This is a genomic window from Pseudomonas sp. P5_B3 (genome assembly GCF_056400405.1).
The window spans coordinates 33,978-53,224 of sequence record NZ_JBFULI010000008.1 but is presented as its reverse complement, the minus strand read 5'-3'; the positions used below and the strand labels follow the sequence as shown (position 1 = coordinate 53,224).

General features: G+C 61.5%; 18 protein-coding genes. 16 read left to right on the top strand and 2 right to left on the bottom strand.

Translation table 11 applies throughout. The features are described 5' to 3' along the window. Positions 1–9 precede the first annotated feature (9 nt). The 4 genes from AC1DRN_RS07435 to AC1DRN_RS07420 all read left to right on the top strand — a co-directional run bounded on the left by AC1DRN_RS07435 (position 10) and on the right by AC1DRN_RS07420 (position 3,178). Entirely contained in the window at positions 10–669 is a 660-nt protein-coding gene (locus AC1DRN_RS07435) for a transglutaminase-like domain-containing protein (RefSeq protein WP_223459638.1), read from the top strand. A gap of 43 nt (positions 670–712) precedes the next feature. Further along, the gene (locus tag AC1DRN_RS07430) at positions 713–1,336 is read left to right on the top strand and encodes a glutathione S-transferase family protein (protein WP_223459636.1); all 624 of its coding nucleotides are present in this window, start codon (positions 713–715) and stop codon (positions 1,334–1,336) included. Between the two features lie 133 nt (positions 1,337–1,469). Next, positions 1,470–2,402, top strand: coding sequence for an ABC transporter ATP-binding protein (locus AC1DRN_RS07425; protein ID WP_223459634.1), 933 nt, complete (start codon positions 1,470–1,472; stop codon positions 2,400–2,402). Then, positions 2,399–3,178, top strand: coding sequence for an ABC transporter permease (locus tag AC1DRN_RS07420; protein WP_223459632.1), 780 nt, complete (start codon positions 2,399–2,401; stop codon positions 3,176–3,178). Before AC1DRN_RS07425 ends, AC1DRN_RS07420 begins: the two co-directional genes overlap by 4 nt. A gap of 154 nt (positions 3,179–3,332) precedes the next feature. On the opposite strand, the gene AC1DRN_RS07415 is transcribed toward AC1DRN_RS07420, so the two are convergent. Continuing rightward, on the bottom strand, positions 3,333–3,848 hold the full coding sequence (locus AC1DRN_RS07415; RefSeq protein ID WP_223459630.1) for a DUF2062 domain-containing protein: 516 nt from the start codon (positions 3,846–3,848) through the stop codon (positions 3,333–3,335). A 135-nt stretch (positions 3,849–3,983) separates the two neighbouring features. Between AC1DRN_RS07415 and AC1DRN_RS07410 the strand changes: the two genes are divergently transcribed. The 12 genes from AC1DRN_RS07410 (at position 3,984) to AC1DRN_RS07355 (ending at position 15,438) form a co-directional block, all read left to right on the top strand. Beyond that, positions 3,984–6,218: a DNA internalization-related competence protein ComEC/Rec2 gene (locus tag AC1DRN_RS07410; protein ID WP_223459628.1), complete on the top strand. Its 2,235-nt coding sequence runs from the start codon at positions 3,984–3,986 to the stop codon at positions 6,216–6,218. Positions 6,219–6,316: 98 nt separating this feature from the next. Continuing rightward, positions 6,317–6,952: a MotA/TolQ/ExbB proton channel family protein gene (locus AC1DRN_RS07405; protein WP_223459626.1), complete on the top strand. Its 636-nt coding sequence runs from the start codon at positions 6,317–6,319 to the stop codon at positions 6,950–6,952. Further along, positions 6,949–7,377: an ExbD/TolR family protein gene (locus tag AC1DRN_RS07400; protein ID WP_223459624.1), complete on the top strand. Its 429-nt coding sequence runs from the start codon at positions 6,949–6,951 to the stop codon at positions 7,375–7,377. Before AC1DRN_RS07405 ends, AC1DRN_RS07400 begins: the two co-directional genes overlap by 4 nt. After that, positions 7,377–8,387: a tetraacyldisaccharide 4'-kinase gene (gene lpxK / locus AC1DRN_RS07395; RefSeq protein WP_223459622.1), complete on the top strand. Its 1,011-nt coding sequence runs from the start codon at positions 7,377–7,379 to the stop codon at positions 8,385–8,387. Before AC1DRN_RS07400 ends, lpxK begins: the two co-directional genes overlap by 1 nt. 24 nt (positions 8,388–8,411) lie before the next feature. Further along, the gene (locus AC1DRN_RS07390) at positions 8,412–8,597 is read left to right on the top strand and encodes a Trm112 family protein (RefSeq protein WP_003179363.1); all 186 of its coding nucleotides are present in this window, start codon (positions 8,412–8,414) and stop codon (positions 8,595–8,597) included. Further along, on the top strand, positions 8,594–9,358 hold the full coding sequence (gene kdsB, locus AC1DRN_RS07385; protein WP_223459620.1) for a 3-deoxy-manno-octulosonate cytidylyltransferase: 765 nt from the start codon (positions 8,594–8,596) through the stop codon (positions 9,356–9,358). The genes AC1DRN_RS07390 and kdsB overlap by 4 nt, the downstream gene beginning before the upstream one ends. Then, positions 9,358–9,822 carry a low molecular weight protein-tyrosine-phosphatase gene (locus AC1DRN_RS07380; RefSeq protein WP_223459618.1) on the top strand — a complete coding sequence of 155 codons (465 nt, stop codon included), beginning with the start codon at positions 9,358–9,360 and terminating at the stop codon, positions 9,820–9,822. Before kdsB ends, AC1DRN_RS07380 begins: the two co-directional genes overlap by 1 nt. Then, positions 9,819–10,838: a UDP-N-acetylmuramate dehydrogenase gene (murB, locus tag AC1DRN_RS07375; RefSeq protein WP_223459616.1), complete on the top strand. Its 1,020-nt coding sequence runs from the start codon at positions 9,819–9,821 to the stop codon at positions 10,836–10,838. Before AC1DRN_RS07380 ends, murB begins: the two co-directional genes overlap by 4 nt. Before the next feature lie 235 nt (positions 10,839–11,073). Further along, positions 11,074–11,544: a (2Fe-2S)-binding protein gene (locus AC1DRN_RS07370; RefSeq protein WP_008046998.1), complete on the top strand. Its 471-nt coding sequence runs from the start codon at positions 11,074–11,076 to the stop codon at positions 11,542–11,544. After that, positions 11,541–13,862 (top strand): xanthine dehydrogenase family protein molybdopterin-binding subunit, encoded by a 2,322-nt coding sequence (locus AC1DRN_RS07365; protein ID WP_223459614.1) that lies wholly within the window; start codon positions 11,541–11,543, stop codon positions 13,860–13,862. The genes AC1DRN_RS07370 and AC1DRN_RS07365 overlap by 4 nt, the downstream gene beginning before the upstream one ends. Beyond that, on the top strand, positions 13,862–14,845 hold the full coding sequence (locus AC1DRN_RS07360) for an XdhC family protein (protein ID WP_223459612.1): 984 nt from the start codon (positions 13,862–13,864) through the stop codon (positions 14,843–14,845). The genes AC1DRN_RS07365 and AC1DRN_RS07360 overlap by 1 nt, the downstream gene beginning before the upstream one ends. Then, on the top strand, positions 14,842–15,438 hold the full coding sequence (locus AC1DRN_RS07355; RefSeq protein WP_223459610.1) for a nucleotidyltransferase family protein: 597 nt from the start codon (positions 14,842–14,844) through the stop codon (positions 15,436–15,438). Before AC1DRN_RS07360 ends, AC1DRN_RS07355 begins: the two co-directional genes overlap by 4 nt. Positions 15,439–15,609: 171 nt before the next feature. Here the strand turns inward: AC1DRN_RS07355 and rne are convergent, their stop codons facing one another. Further along, positions 15,610–18,822, bottom strand: coding sequence for a ribonuclease E (gene rne / locus AC1DRN_RS07350; RefSeq protein ID WP_223459608.1), 3,213 nt, complete (start codon positions 18,820–18,822; stop codon positions 15,610–15,612). Positions 18,823–19,247: the final 425 nt, after the last annotated feature.

Genomic DNA, 19,247 nt, shown 5'->3' with positions numbered 1-19,247 from the left:
ATTGTTCTCATGCACGAGTATCTGAGTCCCGGCCGCTTCATCGATAGTGACCACCCGTCCGTGGTGGAGTTCGCCGAAAAACACCGTGGCGCCAGTCGCGATCCGCTTGCGCAGGCGATCAGTCTCTATTACGCCGTGCGCGAAGCGGTGCGCTACAACCCATACACATTCAGTCGCGATCCGCAGACCCTGTGCGGCAGTTATGCATTGGCGACCGGGGAGAGTTACTGCGTGCCCAAAGCCACGTTGCTGGCAGGTGCGGCGCGGCATTGCGCGATTCCCGCGCGGATCGGCCTGGCGGATGTACGCAATCATTTGTCGACGCCACGGCTGCTTGAATTGCTCAAGAGCGACATGTTCGCCATGCACGGCTACACCGAGTTTTATTTGCAGGATCGCTGGGTCAAGGCGACCCCCGCGTTCAATCGCAAACTCTGCGACCTGTTCAATGTGGCGCCGCTGGAATTCGACGGGATAAACGACAGTGTTTTTCATCCCTTCAACCGCGATGGCGCGAAGCTGATGGAGTACCTCGTCGATCACGGCCAGTTCGCCGACGTACCTGAAGCGTTCTTTTTCGAACACCTGGAAAAATGCTATCCGCACCTGTTCGGTGAGCAACAGCAACCGCTGTTGGGTGACCTGCAGAGCGATTTGAGTCGCGCCTGATCCGGCGTATGCTGCCTGCCCACTTACCGAAAAAGAGGCGGTCATGCTGAAGATCTGGGGTCGGAAAAACTCGTCGAATGTCAGAAAACCGTTGTGGGCCGCCGAAGAACTGGGGCTGGCCTACGAGGCTATCGATGCCGGTGGCGCCTTTGGTGTCGTCGATACGCCCGAATACCGCGCCATGAATCCCAATGGTCGGGTTCCGGTGATCGAGGACGATGGCTTCGTGCTGTGGGAATCCAATGCCATCGTGCGTTATCTGATGGCCCGTCACGCCAACGGCACGGCCTGGTATCCGGCGGATCTGCAAGCCCGTGCCAGCGCCGACAAATGGATGGACTGGACCACCTCAAGCTTTGCCGGTCCGTTCCGTACCGTGTTCTGGGGCGTGCTGCGTACCCCGGCAGACCAGCAGGACTGGCCCGCCATCAAGGCGGCGATCAAAGAATGCGACACGCTACTGGCGGTGGCCGATCAGGCGTTGGCGAACAAGCCCTACCTGTCCGGGGACGAGATCGGCATGGGCGATATTCCCCTGGGCAGTTTCATTTATGCCTGGTTCGAGATGCCGATCGAGCGTGCGCCACAGCCGCATCTGCAGGCCTGGTACGCGCGGTTGAAGCAGCGTCCGGCGTATCAAAAGGCAGTCATGACCGCGTTGACTTAATACTCACTATCGACACGCTTGACTGTACTTGTGTGGCGGCGACAAGCACCATTGCGCTGATGCGACGTGGTTGCAATGCGCGCCGCCCGCCCTTACCTGACCCTTTCTTCCCTTCTTGGTGCGTAAATCAGATATGAGTTCCGCTCTGTCCATCCGGCAGCTAACCAAAACCTACGGCAACGGTTTCCAGGCCCTGAGTGGTATCGATCTGGATGTCGCCGAAGGTGACTTCTTCGCCTTGCTCGGCCCGAACGGCGCCGGCAAATCCACGACCATCGGCATTCTCTCGACCCTGGTGAACAAGACCAGCGGCACGGTGAATATCTTCGGTCACGACCTGGACAAGAACCCTGCGCAGCTCAAGCGCTGCATCGGCGTGGTGCCCCAGGAATTCAACTTCAACCAGTTCGAAAAGACCTTCGACATCGTCGTGACGCAGGCAGGCTACTACGGCATCCCGGCGAAAATCGCCAAGGAACGCGCCGAACAGTACCTGACCCAGCTCGGCCTGTGGGACAAGAAGGACGTGCCGTCGCGTTCACTGTCTGGCGGCATGAAGCGGCGCCTGATGATCGCCCGCGCGCTGGTTCATGAACCGCGCCTGCTGATCCTCGACGAACCGACTGCCGGGGTGGACATCGAACTGCGTCGCTCGATGTGGAGCTTTCTCACCGAGCTGAACCAGAAAGGCATCACCATCATCCTCACCACCCACTACCTGGAAGAGGCTGAGCAGTTGTGCCGCAACATCGGCATCATCGACCACGGCACCATCGTCGAGAACACCAGCATGAAGCAGTTGCTCAGCCAACTGCATGTCGAAACCTTCCTGCTGGATATGAAGAACACATTGCAAGTAGCGCCGCAGTTGCTCGGTTACCCGGCCAAGCTGATCGACAGCCACACCCTGGAAGTCCAGGTGGACAAGTCCATGGGCATCACCGCGCTGTTCACCCAGTTGGCGCAGCAGAACATCGAAGTGCTGAGCCTGCGCAACAAAACCAATCGCCTCGAGGAGTTGTTCGTGTCTCTGGTGGAGAAAAATCTGTCGAAGGTGGCGGTATGAGTTCCGAGCTGCGCCCCAACCTCGTTGCCCTCAATACCATCGTTTACCGTGAAGTCCGGCGTTTCACCCGGATCTGGCCGCAGACCCTGCTGCCGCCGGCCATCACCATGGTCCTGTACTTCGTGATCTTCGGTAATCTGATCGGTCGGCAAATCGGCGACATGGGTGGCTTCACTTACATGGAGTACATCGTGCCGGGGCTGATCATGATGTCGGTGATCACCAACTCCTACGGCAACGTGGTGTCGAGTTTCTTCGGCAGCAAGTTCCAGCGGTCCATTGAAGAACTGATGGTCTCGCCGCTATCGCCGCACACCATTCTGATCGGCTACACCCTGGGCGGCGTGCTGCGCGGCTTGATGGTGGGAATCATCGTGACCCTGCTGTCGCTGTTTTTCACCCACTTGCAGGTGCATCACCTGGGCGTGACCATTCTGGTGGTGGTGCTGACCGCGACGATCTTCTCGCTGCTGGGTTTCATCAACGCCGTGTTTGCGCGCAACTTCGATGACATTTCGATCATCCCGACTTTCGTGCTGACGCCACTGACCTACCTGGGCGGGGTCTTCTATTCGATCACCTTGCTGCCGCCGTTCTGGCAGACCGTGTCCCTGGCCAACCCGGTGCTGCACATGGTCAACGCATTCCGTTACGGCATTCTCGGCGTGTCGGATATCCGGATCAGTATTGCGATTACGTTCATGCTGGTGGCGACCGTGGTGCTTTACCTCGGTTGTGCGCGGTTGCTGGTGAGTGGGCGTGGGATGCGTACTTGAGGACGACCGAGTCGTCTGCATCGCGAGCAAGCTCGCTCCCACAGGGGATCTACTTTGTGACATGGATCGAGTGTGGGAGCGAGCTTGCTCGCGATGGCGTCAGCCCAGACACCGCATAAAAAACGGCCTCCCCAGTGGAGGCCGTTTTGCATTCTCACATCCGGCTCTTCTTGCGCCGCTTCCATTGCCGGGCCACCCACCAGCGCCAATACATCATTACCAAGACGTAGGCCAGTGCCCCGAGTACCAACCCGGTTACCACCGAACCCAGCAGAAACGGTTGCCACAAGGTCGAGATTTCGCCGCTGATCCATTCCCAGGTCAGCGAGTCCGGCAACTGCCGGGCGGGAACGTCCATCAGCCAGGCGCCGGCCTGGTAGGTGCAGAAGAACACGGCAGGCATGGTGATCGGGTTGGTCAGCCAGACCAGGCTCACGGCAATCGGCATGTTGCCGCGCACGATGATGGCAAGGATGGCCGCCAGCAGCATCTGCAGCGGGATCGGCAGGAACGCGGCGAACAGACCCACCGCCATGGCGCGGGCAACGGAGTGGCGATTGAGGTGCCACAGGTTCGGGTCATGCAACAGCGTGCCGAGAAAGCGTAAGGACTTGTGTTCCCTGATGCTCATCGGGTCTGGCATGTAACGTTTGAATAAGCGCCGGGGCATAAGGCTTCTCGGTCGGTCAGGGCGGCAAGTATGTCTGGATTCTACGAGCTGCCCATTCAGACTTTGTGACAATTATTGACGACGCCCATCCGATGGGCGGGCTAAGCCTTGGAGGGTACTCTCAAGGACGGGCTTATGCGCACAGGGATGATGGCGCTGGCGTTGGGTCTGCTGACCTTGCGCTTTTTACCGGCATTGCCGCCGGTCTGGTTGTGGCTGGCGATGCCGGTGGCGGGTTTGATGTTGCTGCCGTTCAGGACGTATCCGGTGGCGTTTTACCTGTTTGGTTTGAGCTGGGCCTGCGCGAATGCGCAGTGGGCGCTGGACGACCGGTTGCCGCCGGCCCTGGACGGCGAAACCCGCTGGATCGAAGGGCGGGTCACAGGCTTGCCTCGGCATGACGACGATGTCGTGCGTTTCGAATTGACCGACATCCAGTCCCGACGTACCCGGCTGCCGCAGCAAATGCGTCTGGCCTGGTATGGCGGGCCGCCGGTGAACAGTGGCGAACGCTGGCGCCTGGCAGTCAAGCTGAAGCGCCCGGTCGGGCTCCTCAATCCGCAGGCCTTCGACTATCAAGCCTGGTTGCTGGCACAACGCATCGGGGCGACCGGGACGGTCAAGGAGGGCGAACGCCTTGCACCAGCCCAATGGGCCTGGCGCGATGCAATCCGTCAGCGTTTGCTGGCGGTGGATGCCCAAGGGCGAAGCGGCGCGTTGACGGCATTGGTACTCGGGGACGGCGCCGGGCTGAGTCGCGAAGACTGGCAGGTATTACAGGACACCGGCACGGTGCATCTGTTGGTGATTTCCGGGCAGCACATCGGATTGCTGGCGGGCGTTGTGTATCTGCTGATCGCCGGCCTGGCCCGCTTTGGGTTATGGCCGAACCGTTTGCCATGGCTGCCCTGGGCGTGTGGCCTGGCATTCGCCGCTGCGCTCGGTTACGGGATGCTGGCCGGTTTCGGGGTGCCGGTGCGACGGGCCTGCGTAATGATTGGCCTGGTGTTGTTGTGGCGTCTACGGTTCCGTCATCTCGGTGCATGGTGGCCGCTGTTGCTGGCACTCAACGGCATTTTGCTGCTGGAGCCGCTGGCGAGTCTTCAGCCTGGTTTCTGGCTGTCCTTCGCAGCCGTGGCGGTCTTGATATTGACCTTCGGCGGCCGGTTGGGGCCATGGCGTTGGTGGCAAACCTGGACCCGCGCCCAGTGGCTGATTGCAATCGGGCTGTGCCCGTTGTTACTGGCATTGGGGTTGCCCATCAGTCTCAGCGGGCCGCTGGCCAATTTGTTCGCAGTGCCCTGGATCAGTCTGGTGGTACTGCCACCGGCGTTGCTCGGGACGCTGTTGCTGCCGGTACCTTACGTGGGGGAGAAATTGCTGTGGCTGGCGGGCGGCTTGATCGATTGGTGGTTCAGGGGATTGGGGCTCGTCTCCGGTCAGGTCCCCGCGTGGGTGCCCATGGCAGTTCCACTATGGGCCTGGGTCATCGGTGCCATTGGCGCCTTTTTGCTATTGCTGCCGCGAGGCGTACCGATGCGCCCGTTAGGCTGGCCCATGCTGTTGATGCTGGTTTTTGCGCCCAGGCCGATGTTGCCCGAAGGCATGGCCGAAGTCTGGCAACTGGACGTCGGCCAAGGGCTGGCGATCCTGGTGCGCACTCGGCATCACACGATGCTGTATGACGCCGGACCGCGTTTCGGTGAGCTCGACCAGGGGGAGCGGGTGGTGCTGCCGGCGTTGCGCAAACTGGGGGTGAAGGGCCTCGACCTGATGCTGATCAGCCACGCCCACGCCGATCATGCCGGTGGTGCCCGGGCGGTTGCCAAGGGCTTGCCGGTGAAACAGGTGGTCAGTGGTGAACCGTCGGACCTGCCTGCGCAGTTGCAGGCCGAGCGTTGTGACAGTGGTCGGCAATGGACCTGGGATGAAGTCGATTTCCAGCTTTGGCACTGGCCATTGGCCGGCGACAGCAACCAGAACTCTTGTGTCCTGCTGATCGAGGCCAATGGCGAACGGTTGCTGTTGAGTGGCGACATTGATGCGGCCGCCGAGAGAGCCCTGCTGGACAGTCCGTTGGCCCTTCCCACCGATTGGCTGCAGGCGCCACACCACGGTAGTCGCAGTTCTTCGTCCAATGCCCTGTTGGATGTCCTGCAACCTAAAGGTGCGCTGATCTCCCGCGGGCAGGGCAATTCGTTTGGCCATCCGCATCCCACGGTCATCGCGCGTTATCAAAAACGTGGAATGGCGATCTACGACAGCGTCGAACAGGGTGCCATTCGTCTGCAACTGGGGCGCTTCGAGCCGCCGTGGTCAATGCGCCAGGAACGGCGTTTCTGGCGCGATCCGCCGCCCTCGGACCAATGACCGGGCATTATCAATGCCCGACCGGATGCGACATCACGGTCTTCGGTGCTTGCACCCCCTATGTTAGAGTGGCGCACTTTTTCGAGGGGACTGTCACTGTGTGGGAATTGGTCAAATCCGGCGGCTGGATGATGCTGCCGATCATTCTGAGTTCCATCGCGGCCATGGCCATCGTCGCCGAGCGCCTCTGGACCCTGCGAGCCAGCCGCGTGACCCCGGAGCATTTGCTCGGGCAGGTCTGGGTCTGGATCAAGGACAAACAGCTCAATAAAGAAAAACTCAAGGAACTGCGCGCCAACTCCCCGTTGGGCGAGATCCTGGCGGCCGGCCTGGCCAACTCCAAGCATGGTCGCGAGATCATGAAGGAGTGCATCGAAGAGGCCGCCCAACGGGTCATCCATGAGCTGGAGCGTTACGTCAGCGCCCTGGGCACCATCGCCGCCATGGCGCCGTTGCTGGGTCTGTTGGGTACGGTGCTGGGCATGATCGATATTTTCAGTGCGTTCACCGGTTCAGGCATGACCACCAACGCCTCGGTACTGGCCGGTGGTATTTCCAAGGCCCTGATCACCACGGCTGCCGGCCTGATGGTGGGTATCCCTGCGGTGTTCTTCCACCGTTTCCTGCAACGCCGGATCGATGAGCTGGTGGTGGGGATGGAGCAGGAAGCGATCAAACTGGTCGAGGTGGTGCAGGGTGACCGTGACGTGGACCTGTCCGGGAGCAAAGCGTGAAATTCCGCCGCAAACCACGGGAAACGGTGGACATCAACCTCGCGTCGCTGATCGACGTGGTGTTCATCCTGCTGCTGTTTTTCGTCGTGACCACCACCTTTACCCGTGAGACCCAGCTGCGCGTTGAGCTGCCGGAAGCGGTCAGTGGCGCATCTGCCGACGACCAGACCCGACAGCTCGATATCGCCATCAGTGCCGACGGTGTGTTCTCGGTGAACAACCATATATTGCCAAAAAGCGACCTGGCCACGTTGATGGAAGCGCTGCAGAAAGAATCCAAGGGTGATACCAACCTGCCATTATCGATCAGCGCCGACGGCAAATCCCGGCATCAGTCGGTCATCACTGCGATGGACGCCGCGGGCAAACTCGGATTCAGCCATTTGCGCATGACCACCATCGAAGCGGCGCCTCCCGCGTCCTGATGGCCATGTCCGATCGATTGCTGGCCGCGTGGTACGCAGGTCATCCGGCCCTGAAGCTGTTGCAGCCACTGGAGTGGCTGTACCGGCGCGTGGTCATGAACAAGCGCAAGCGCTTTCTGGCGGGTGAGGGCGAGATCTATCTGCCACCCGTGCCGCTGATTGTGGTGGGCAACATCACCGTGGGTGGCACCGGCAAGACGCCGCTGATTCTATGGATGATCGAGCACTGCCAGCGCAGCGGCCTGCGGGTCGGCGTGGTCAGCCGCGGCTACGGCGCCAAACCGCCGCAATTGCCATGGCGAGTCGAGGCCGAACAGAGTGCCGATGTCGCCGGTGACGAGCCGTTGCTGATCGTCCAGCGCACCGGCGTGCCGCTGATGATCGATCCCAATCGCAGTAACGCCGTCATAGCCTTGCTGGCCAGTGAGCCGCTGGACCTGATCCTGTCTGACGACGGCATGCAGCACTACCGCATGGCCCGCGACCTGGAACTGGTGTTGATCGACGCCGCTCGCGGCCTGGGCAACCGCCGTTGCCTGCCTGCCGGGCCATTGCGTGAGCCGGTCGAGCGCCTGCAAAGCGTCGACGCGGTCCTCTATAACGGGGCGGCGACTGACCGCGATGATGGGTTTGCCTTTCAATTGCAATCCACCGCGCTGGTCAATCTGCGCAGCGGCGAACGGCGTCCCCTCGACCACTTCCCCAGCGGCCAGGCCCTGCACGCGGTGGCCGGCATCGGCAATCCGCAACGTTTCTTCAAGACCCTCGAAACGCTACACTGGCAGCCGGTTCCACATGCGTTTGCCGATCACGCCGAATACAGTGTGCAGGCTTTGAATTTCACGCCGTCATTGCCGTTGGTGATGACGGAAAAAGACGCGGTGAAATGCCGTGCCTTTGCCGCCGCCGACTGGTGGTACCTGGCGGTCGATGCCGTGCCGTCGCCGGCCTTCGTGGCCTGGTTCGACACACAGCTGATGCGCCTGCTGCCGGCTCGTTTGTTGCCTTAACTCCGTTTTTTCCAGGGAATGCTCATGGACACCAAATTGCTCGATATCCTCGCTTGCCCGGTCTGCAAAGGCCCGCTCAAGCTCAGCGCCGACAAGACCGAGCTGATCAGCAAGGGCGCAGGCCTGGCCTACCCGATTCGCGACGGCATCCCGGTAATGCTCGAATCCGAAGCGCGCACCCTGACCACCGACGAGCGCCTGGATAAATGACCACAGCCTTTACCGTCGTCATTCCATCGCGTTACGCCTCCACCCGCCTGCCGGGCAAGCCGTTGCTGCTGATTGCCGGCAAGCCAATGATCCAGCACGTCTGGGAACAGGCGAGCAAAAGCAGTGCCGAGCGCGTGGTGGTGGCCACCGATGACGCGCGTATCGTCGAGGCCTGCAAAGGCTTCGGTGCCGAAGTGGTGATGACCCGTGAAGATCACAATTCCGGTACCGATCGCCTGGCCGAAGTCGCGATGAAACTGGGCCTGGCGCCCGACGCCATCGTGGTCAACGTCCAGGGCGACGAACCGCTGATCCCGCCAAGTGTGATCGATCAGGTCGCCGCCAACCTGGCGGCCCACGCCGAAGCGCGTATGGCCACCCTGGCCGAGCCGATCGAAGACGTGGACACCCTGTTCAATCCCAACGTGGTCAAGGTCGTCAGCGACCTCAATGGCCTGGCGCTGACGTTCAGTCGTTCCACCTTGCCTTGGGCGCGGGATGCCTTCGCCGTGAACCCTGAGCAGTTGCCCGAAGGTGTGCCGTACCGCCGCCACATCGGCATCTATGCCTACCGCGCCGGTTTCCTTCAGGATTTCGTCAGCTGGGGTCCATGCTGGCTGGAAAACACCGAGTGCCTGGAGCAGCTGCGTGCCCTGTGGCACGGCGCGCGGATCCATGTGGCCGACGCACTGATCGCACCGCCAGCCGGTGTCGATACCGTTGAAGACCTCGAGCGCGTTCGTCGCCTGCTGGAGGCGTGATGCGGGTTCTGTTTGTCTGCCTGGGCAACATCTGCCGCTCTCCCACGGCCGAAGGCGTGCTGCGGCACAAATTGCGTGAAGCGGGTCTGGCTGATCGGGTCGAAGTCGCTTCCGCGGGCACCGGTGACTGGCATGTCGGCAAGGCGCCGGACCAGCGCAGTCAGGCCGCGGCGAAGCTGCGTGGATATGACTTGTCCACCCAGCGCGCCCGGCAAGTCAGCCGCGCCGATTTCGCCACCTACGACCTGATCCTGGCGATGGACAACAGCAACCTGCGCAATCTCGAGGCCTTGCAACCGGCCAAGGGCAAGGCCGAGCTGGACCTGTTCCTGCGCCGTTACCAGTCGCCAGTCGATGAAGTGCCGGACCCGTACTACGACGGTGAGCAAGGCTTCGAGCAGGTGCTTGACCTGATCGAGCACGCCAGTGATTTACTGGTGATCGAATTGAAGGGACGGTTATGAGTTTGCAGGTTCAATCGCAGGTTTCGCTCAAGCCGTTCAACAGCTTTGGCGTGGACGTTGAGGCTCGGCTGTTTGCCGAGGCCCATAGCGACGCCGATGTGCGTGAAGCCTTGGCCTATGGGCTGGAACACGAGGTTCCGGTGCTGGTGATCGGCGGTGGCAGCAACCTGTTGCTGACGGCGGATATCGACTCGCTGGTACTGCGCATGGCCACGCGCGGGATTCGCGTGCTGAGCGATGAGGGCGGCAAAGTGGTGATTGAGGCCGAGGCGGGCGAGCCCTGGCATCCCTTTGTGCAACACACACTGTCCCTGGGGTTGTCCGGCCTGGAAAACCTCAGCCTGATTCCCGGCACCGTCGGTGCGGCACCCATGCAAAACATTGGCGCTTATGGCGTCGAGATCAAGGACGTGTTCGCCGGCCTGACCGCCCTCGATCGCCAGACCGGCGAACTGCGCGACTTCACACTGCAAGAGTGCAACTTCGCTTACCGCGACAGCCTGTTCAAGCAGGAGCCGGGGCGTTGGTTGATCCTGCGTGTGCGTTTCACCCTCGACCGCGCGGCGCATCTGCACCTGGAATACGGACCGGTGCGTCAGCGCCTGACCGAACAAGGCATCGAGCATCCGACCGCCAGCGATGTCAGCCAGGCCATTTGCAGCATCCGCAATGAAAAACTCCCGGACCCGGCCGTGCTCGGCAATGCCGGCAGCTTCTTCAAGAACCCCTTGGTGTCGGCGGCGCTGGCTGCGCGGCTCAAGGGTGAGTACCCGGACCTGGTGGCCTATGCGCAACCCGACGGTCGAATGAAACTGGCCGCCGGCTGGTTGATCGAGCGGGCGGGGTGGAAGGGGTTCCGTGAGGCTGACGCTGGCGTGCATAAATTGCAGGCGCTGGTGCTGGTCAACTATGGCGGCGCGACGGGCCTGCAATTGCTGAACCTGGCGCAGCGCATCCAGAAAGACATTTTCGAGCGTTTCCATGTCGATCTGGAAATGGAGCCGAACCGGTATTAAGCTTCCAAGACGAATCAAAAGGCCCTGCACAATGTTTATTGTGCAGGGTTTTTTTGTTAATGCTCGGTTAACTTAGTCAGCTAACGATGCACACTCTTGCTCCACCAAAGGCCCGGTGCAGACATCTGCGTCCGCATAAGAGAGCCCATTAGCCTGAGTCGATCTGCGTGCGACCCATCGAAATCCAGCGGCAGATTGCTCGACCCCATAACTCAAGAACTATGCGGGCGTGCCCATGATTACCCTGAAACTCAATGGTCAAGACCATCAACTCGACGTCACCGAGGACATGCCGCTGCTCTGGGCGATCCGCGACGTGGCCGGTTACAACGGCACCAAATTCGGCTGCGGCATGGGCCTGTGCGGAGCCTGCACCATTCATATCGAAGGGGCTCCGGCACGCAGTTGCATCACGCCCATCGGTTCAGTCGTCGGGCAGAATGTCAGCACCATCGACAACCTGCACGCCGACCCGATCGGCAAAGTCGTGCAGCAAGCCTGGCTCGACACGGCAGTCGCCCAATGTGGCTTCTGCCAGGGCGGGCAAATCATGTCGGCGACGGCGCTGCTCAAGACCAATCCGAACCCGAGCGACGAGCAGATCGAAGAAGCCATGGTGGGCAACATCTGCCGTTGCGGCACCTACAACCGTATCAAGACCGCGATCCGCCAGGCTTCCACTCACCTGAAGGAGGCCAAGGCATGAGCCGGTTACCGAATGATATTGCCCTGAGCAACCTCAGTCGCCGTGGTTTTCTCAAAGGCGTGGGGGTGACCGGTGCGTTGGTGGTCGCCGCGAGTTGGGGTTGGCAGGACGCGTTTGCCGAAGAGAAAGAGAAGAAGTTCGGCGCCGACGGCATGCCCCACGGCTGGGTCGACGATCCGAAAGTTTATGTGAGCATCGCCGCCGATGGCACGGTGACCGTGATCTGCAACCGCTCGGAGATGGGCCAGGGTGTGCGCACCAGCTTGACCATGGTGGTGGCCGATGAGCTGGAAGCCGACTGGGCGATGGTCAAGGTGCAGCAGGCCCCCGGCGATGAAGTGCGTTTCGGCAACCAGGACACCGACGGCTCGCGCAGCATGCGTCACTGGTACGAGCCGATGCGTCGCTGCGGTGCCGCTGCGCGGACCATGCTCGAACAGGCTGCGGCTGCACAATGGAAAGTGCCGGTTGGTGAATGCCATGCGCAATTGCACAAGGTTGTCCATGAGCCTTCTGGCCGCGAAATCGGATTTGGCGCCCTGGCCTCCGCCGCAGGCGCCTTGCCGGTTCCGGCCCGCGACAGCCTGAAACTCAAGCAACCCGAGCAATTCCGTTACATCGGCAAGGAAGGCACCAAGGCCATCGACGGTGAAGACATCGTCAACGGTCGTGCGGTGTACGGCGCCGACGTGCATTTCGACGGCATGCTGTACGCGACCATTGCGCGGCCCACGGTGTATGGCGGCAAAATCAAAAGCTTTGATGGCAGCGCGGCGATGAAGGTCTCCGGCGTGGTCAAGGTGGTGCAGATCGAAAGCCGTCCGTTGCCTTCGGAATTTCAACCGCTCGGCGGGATCGCCGTGGTGGCGAGCAATACCTGGGCGGCGATCAAGGGCCGCGAGGCGCTGATAATCGAGTGGGACGACGGCCCCCATGCCAGCTACGACTCGATCGCCTATCGCAAGGAACTTGAAGCTGCCTCGCTCAAGCCCGGCAAGGTGGTGCGCAATACCGGCAACATCGACAAGGCCATGGCCAGCGCCGACAGCACCCTGGAAGCCTCCTACTATTTGCCGCATCTGTCACAGTCGCCGATGGAACCGATGGTCGCCATTGCGCGGTTCACGGACGGTGCCTGTGAAGCCTGGGGGCCAAGCCAGGCGCCGCAGGTCACCCGGGAGCGGATCGGTGAACGCCTGGGCCTGCCGTTCGACAAGGTCACGTTCAATGTGACCTTGCTGGGTGGCGGGTTCGGGCGCAAGTCCAAGCCTGACTTCATCATCGAAGCCGCCATCCTCGCCAAGGAATTCCCCGGCAAAGCGGTGCGGGTGCAATGGACCCGCGAAGACGACATCCATTGTTCCTACTTCCACACCGTTTCGGCCGAATACCTCAAGGCCAGCCTGAACAAGGATGGCCTGCCGTCCGGCTGGTTGCACCGTACGGTGGCGCCAAGCATCACTGCGTTGTTTGCACCGGGCATGAACCATGAGGCAGCGTTCGAACTGGGCATGGGATTCACCAACATGGCGTATGCGATCCCCAACATTCGCCTGGAGAACCCCGAAGCAACGGTGCACACCCGCGTCGGCTGGTATCGCTCGGTATCGAACATTCCCCATGGCTTCGCGATCCAGAGTTTTATCGATGAGCTGGCGCACAAGGCCGGGCAGGATCCGCTGAAGTACCAGATCAGACTGCTCGGTCCGGACCGTCAGATCGATCCGCGCACCTTGAGTGAAGAGTGGAACTACGGCGAATCCCCCGAGCGTTATCCGATCGACACCGCGCGCCTGCGCACGGTACTGGAGACCGCCGCCAAGGCCGCCGGTTGGGGGCGCGAGTTGCCCAAGGGTCGCGGTCTGGGACTGGCGGTGCATTACAGCTTCGTGACGTATGTGGCGGCGGTGATCGAAGTGGAGGTGAAAGACGACGGTACGCTGGTGGTGCACAAGGCCGACATCGCCGTCGATTGTGGGCCACAGATCAATCCCGAGCGCATTCGCGCGCAGTTCGAAGGCGCCTGCGTCATGGGCCTGGGTAATGCGGTGCTGGGGGAAATCAGCTTCAAGGATGGCAAGGTCCAGCAGGATAACTTCCATATGTACGAAGTGGCACGCATGTCCCTGGCGCCAAAAGAAGTGGCGGTGCATCTGGTGACGCCGCCGGGCGACGTGCCATTGGGCGGTGTCGGTGAGCCAGGCGTGCCACCGATTGCGCCGGCACTGTGCAATGCGATCTTTGCTGCCACCGGCAAACGCATCCGCAACCTGCCGGTTCGTTATCAGCTGTCGGGCTGGCAGAAGGCTGGCGCCTGATGGACAGCGCCGATCTGAACGTCCTGCGCAGCGTGTTGCAATGGCACCGTGCCGGTCAGCGGGTGGTGTTGTACAGCGTGGTCGAAACCTGGGGCACCGCGCCCCGGGCACCTGGTGCCATGTTGGCCTTGCGTGAAGACGGCATGGTGATCGGTTCGGTCTCGGGCGGGTGTGTCGAAGATGACTTGATCGCCAGGCTGCACGACGGGCGCCTTGCGCTCGACGGGCCGCCGGTGCAATTGATCACCTACGGCGTGACCCGCGAGGAAGCCGCACGTTTTGGCTTGCCCTGCGGTGGCACCTTGCGCTTGACCGAGGAGCGTATCGACGATGGGGCTTGGATCGAGCAATTGCTCGCCCGTTGCGAGGCCCATGACATCGTTGCCCGTGAACTGAACCTGGCCACCGGCAAAGTGCTTTTGCAGCCGGCCAGTAAAGCTGACGTGTTGACGTTCGACGGACAGACCTTGCGGGCAATCTATGGCCCGCGCTGGCGCTTGCTGCTGATCGGCGCGGGGCAACTGTCACGCTATGTCGCTGAAATTGCCAGGCTGCTGGATTTCGAGGTGCTGATTTGCGATCCGCGTAGCGAGTTCGTCTACGGCTGGGAGGAGCAGCACGGACGATTCGTTTCGGGCATGCCGGATGAGGCGGTGTTGAATATCCAGACCGATGAACGCACGGCCATCGTGGCCTTGACCCATGATCCGCGTCTGGATGACATGGCGCTGCTCACGGCCCTGGATTCCAGGGCATTTTACGTCGGGGCGCTGGGGTCGCGGGTCAACAGCCAGAAGCGCCGGGAAAACCTGGCTCAACTGGGTTTGTCGCAACCGGCGATTGACCGCTTGCATGGTCCGATCGGTTTGCACATCGGCAGTCATAATCCAGCGGAAATTGCCTTGTCGCTCATGGCGGAAATCGTGGCGGTCAAAAACGGCGTCGAACTGAAGCAGAAGAAAGTCTTGCAGGAGAGGGTATGAGCGAGTCCATTGGCGTCATCGTGCTGGCGGCGGGGCAGGGCAGCCGGTTTCGTCAGTTGGCGGGCGCCAAAAAGGATAAATTGCTGGCCGATTGCACCGGTCGTGACGGTGCGGTTCGATCAGTCATCGAGCACACCTTGGTCAACCTGCCGGTCGCTCTGGACAAGCGCGTACTGGTGACCACTGCTGACCGCCCGCAAGTGATTCGCATGGCTCAGGCCTATGGCTGTGCGATTGTGCTCATCGAATCGACGGGAATGGGCGACAGCATTGCCGCCGGGGTCGCTGCCTGCAAGCAACTCGATGGCTGGTTGATGGTGCTGGGGGATATGCCGTTCATCCTGCCGTCCAGTATCGAGCAAGTGGTGGCAGGTATTGGCGGCGACAGTATCAGCGTGCCTGTGCAGAGCGGTGAGTACGGGCATCCGGTCGGGTTCGGACGGGACTTCGCAGCGGGGTTGATGGAGTTATCGGGGGATCGTGGCGCCAAACCGCTGTTTGCCCAGGGGCGGGTGGTTGAAGTGACCGTGGATGATCCTGGTGTGTTGTGGGATGTGGATGTGCCTGAAACACTAACCTTCAGACCAACATAGATCCTTGTGGGAGCGAGCTTGCTCGCGATAGCGGTAGATCAGCTAGCACCAATGTGAATGTCATACCGCTATCGCGAGCAAGCTCGCTCCCACAGTGGATTGGGGGATGATCAGAGATAAAAAAAGCCCCGCCTGGGATCACCAGGCGGGGCTTTTCAGTGGCCGATGGAATCAGACGAGAGGTTTAGGCTCGTGCTCTTTTTCCTGGGCTTGCTCGTGTTGCTCTACCGCTTCCTGAACGGAGCGCGGTGCTTCGTGGATCACCGACTCAACCGGCTCGGCAGCCACTTCGGCGGCCGGTGCAGGCTCGGCAGCGACAACTGCTTCAACCGGAGCCGCAACGGCAGCCAGTTCAGCTTCCTTCTGCAGGCGCTCGGCTTCACGCTTGCGACGACGCACTTCGCGTGGGTCGTTAGGAGCACGGCCACTTGGCGTCAGGGCGCTGGCAGGAGCAGCTTCGACTACCGGAGCTGGTGCTTCGGCAACGACCGGCGCTTCAACGACTAGTGCTTCAACCACCGGCGCTGGAGCCGGTTCCGCAGCGGCAACCACCGGCTCGGAAACCAAGGCTTCAGTCACAGGGGTTTCAACAGCTGGTGCAGCGGCTTCAGCGACGGCTGGCTCGGCAACCCAGTTGAATGCCGTTTGCTCTTCACGCACTTCGCGAACGGTTTCAGTCACGGTTTCGACGACAGCTTCTGCAACCACGGCAGGTGCTTCAATCACTGGGGTTGGCTCGGCAGCCGCTTCAACGGCAGGCTGAGCTTCCGACGCTGGTGCCACTTCGATTTCCGGTGACGCAGTGAATTCGACCGGGGTGGTCGCTTCAACGACTGGTGCTTCAACCGGAGCTGCTTCCAGGGTCGCGGCAGTGGCGCGTTCGGCTTGCACATTGGCTTGCGCTTCAGCCGGAGCGCTGATCACGCTGCTGGCGACGGCTGCGGTAACAGCCAGGCCGGCGGCCAGATCGGCAACGCTTGGTGCTTCGGCGTTTTCGCCGGACTCGGACTCGTCCGAACCTTCGATCACGTTGCCGTTGGCGTCACGCTGACGCTCGCGACGGTTGCTGCGACGACGCTGGCCACGGGAGCGGCGACGTGGGCGATCGCCCTCGGCGCTTTCCTGACCGTCTTCCTGCAGTTGCTCTTCGTTGGTGGTCAGTTCTTCTTCGGCTTCGGCTACGGCAGCTTGTTCGGCACGTGGCTGACGCTCTTCACGCGGTGGGCGTGGCGCGCGTTCTTCACGTGGCTGGCGAGCTGGACGCTCTTCTGCGGTAGCAGCGGCGGCCGGAGCAGCCGGAGCGGCATCCAGAGGCTCGCGCAGTTCACGAACGCGTTCTTCGCGCTCGCCACGTGGCTTGCGATCTTCTCGGGGAGCGCGCGGTGCACGTTCTTCACGAGGCGCGCGTGGTGCGCGTTCTTCGCGGGCAACTGCCGGAGTTTCTTCACGGGACTCGCGAGGCTCGCGAACTTCCCGTGGTTGACGCTCTTCACGCGGCTCACGTGGTGCGCGTTCTTCACGCGGTGCACGTTCTTCGCGGGGCTTGCGGTCTTCATCGCGGCGAACGTTGCGGTTGCGGCTTTGCTGGCGACCGTTGCGACGCTCTTCGTTGCGGGCCGGACGCTCGGCGGCAGGCTTTTCAACCACAACCGGCGCGACAGGCTCTTCCTTGGTGGCGAACAGGCTGACCAGCGACTTCACCAGGCCTTTGAACAGGCTTGGCTCTGGCACGGCGACCGGCGCAGGGGCCGGCGCGGCAACTTCGGTCGGAACCGGAGCATTGGCGCGGGCCGGGGCCGTCTTGACCGCTGCTTCCTGGCGAACCAGGGTGCGGGTCGCAGCGGCTGGCTGGACTTCTTCCACTTCGGCAGCGGCAGCGGCGATTTCGTAGCTGGACTGGTTGGTGGCCGCTTCCGGGCTGTCATCACGCAGGCGCTGCACTTCGAAGTGCGGCGTCTCGAGGTGATCGTTCGGCAGGATGACGATGCGGGCGCGGGTGCGCAGTTCGATCTTGGTGATCGAGTTGCGTTTTTCGTTGAGCAGGAACGCAGCCACCGGGATCGGCACTTGTGCACGAACTTCGGCGGTACGGTCTTTCAGGGCTTCTTCTTCGATCAGGCGCAGGATCGCCAGGGACAGCGATTCAACGTCACGGATGATGCCGGTGCCGTTGCAACGCGGGCAGACGATGCCGCTGCTTTCGCCCAGGGAAGGACGCAGGCGCTGACGGGACATTTCCAGGAGGCCGAAGCGCGAGATGCGACCGACTTGCACGCGGGCACGGTCGGCTTCCAGGCATTCGCGGACTTTCTCTTCCACGGCGCGCTGGTTCTTGGCAGGGGTCATGTCGATGAAGTCGATGACGATCAGGCCGCCGATGTCGCGCAGGCGCAACTGACGGGCGATTTCTTCGGCCGCTTCAAGGTTGGTTTGCAGGGCGGTTTCTTCGATGTCGCTGCCTTTGGTGGCGCGCGCCGAGTTGATGTCGATGGACACCAGGGCTTCGGTCGGGTCGATGACGATGGAACCGCCGGAAGGCAGTTCGACGACGCGCTGGAAAGCGGTTTCGATCTGGCTTTCGATCTGGAAGCGGTTGAACAGCGGAACGCTGTCTTCGTACAGCTTGATCTTGCTGGCGTACTGCGGCATCACCTGGCGGATGAAGGTCAGGGCTTCGTCCTGGGCTTCGACGCTGTCGATCAGCACTTCGCCGATGTCCTGGCGCAGGTAGTCGCGGATCGCGCGGATGATCACGTTGCTTTCCTGGTAGATCAGGAACGGCGCGGCGCGGTCCAGCGAAGCTTCCTTGATGGCGGTCCAGAGTTGCAGCAGGTAGTCGAGGTCCCACTGCATTTCTTCGCTGCTGCGGCCCAGGCCGGCAGTGCGCACGATCAGGCCCATGTCGGCCGGGGCAACCAGGCCATTCAGGGCTTCACGCAGTTCGTTGCGCTCTTCGCCTTCGATGCGACGGGAAATACCGCCGGCACGCGGGTTGTTCGGCATCAGTACCAGGTAACGACCGGCCAGGCTGATGAAGGTGGTCAGGGCGGCGCCCTTGTTGCCACGTTCTTCTTTTTCGACCTGAACGATGACTTCCTGGCCTTCGCTCAGGACGTCCTTGATGTTGACGCGACCTTCGGGGGCTTTCTTGAAGTATTCGCGGGAGATTTCTTTGAGGGGCAGGAAGCCGTGGCGCTCAGAGCCGAAATCGACAAAGGCAGCCTCGAGGCTTGGTTCGATGCGAGTAATCCGGCCTTTATAGATGTTGGCCTTCTTCTGCTCGCGTGCACCGGATTCGATGTCCAGGTCATAGAGGCGCTGGCCATCTACCAGTGCAACACGCAACTCTTCGGGTTGAGTTGCGTTAATCAGCATTCTTTTCATGTAGTACCGTCGGTTTCCGGGCTGCCGGAAACGGCGTTCGGCACACACGACTTCTCACGGTCGGTGTCAGGTGCGTCGGGAGTGGTTGGCCATTTCCCGTGTCCAGCGAAGTCCGGCCAATGTGGGCCTTCATCGCGACGTACGCGTCCTGCTTGCTGTGGCTACTTAAGCACTCAGTCAGGAGGAGGAATCAACCAGCGGCTGTGGACGAGATGAAGCGTCTTGAGAAAGCCTGTTGCTACACAGTCCGGCGGTTGTGCATCTCCACCCTACACGTATCCCTGATAATTCGGGTGCTGCCGCGCGCAGAATCCGCAGCGGGTTGGCATTTACCGTGAGCTCCGAAAGGGGAGGTCACGCATCATGGCTAATTTAGGCGTTGTTTCCGATGCCTTCGCTCGGGGTCATTCGCAGCTGACTGCACT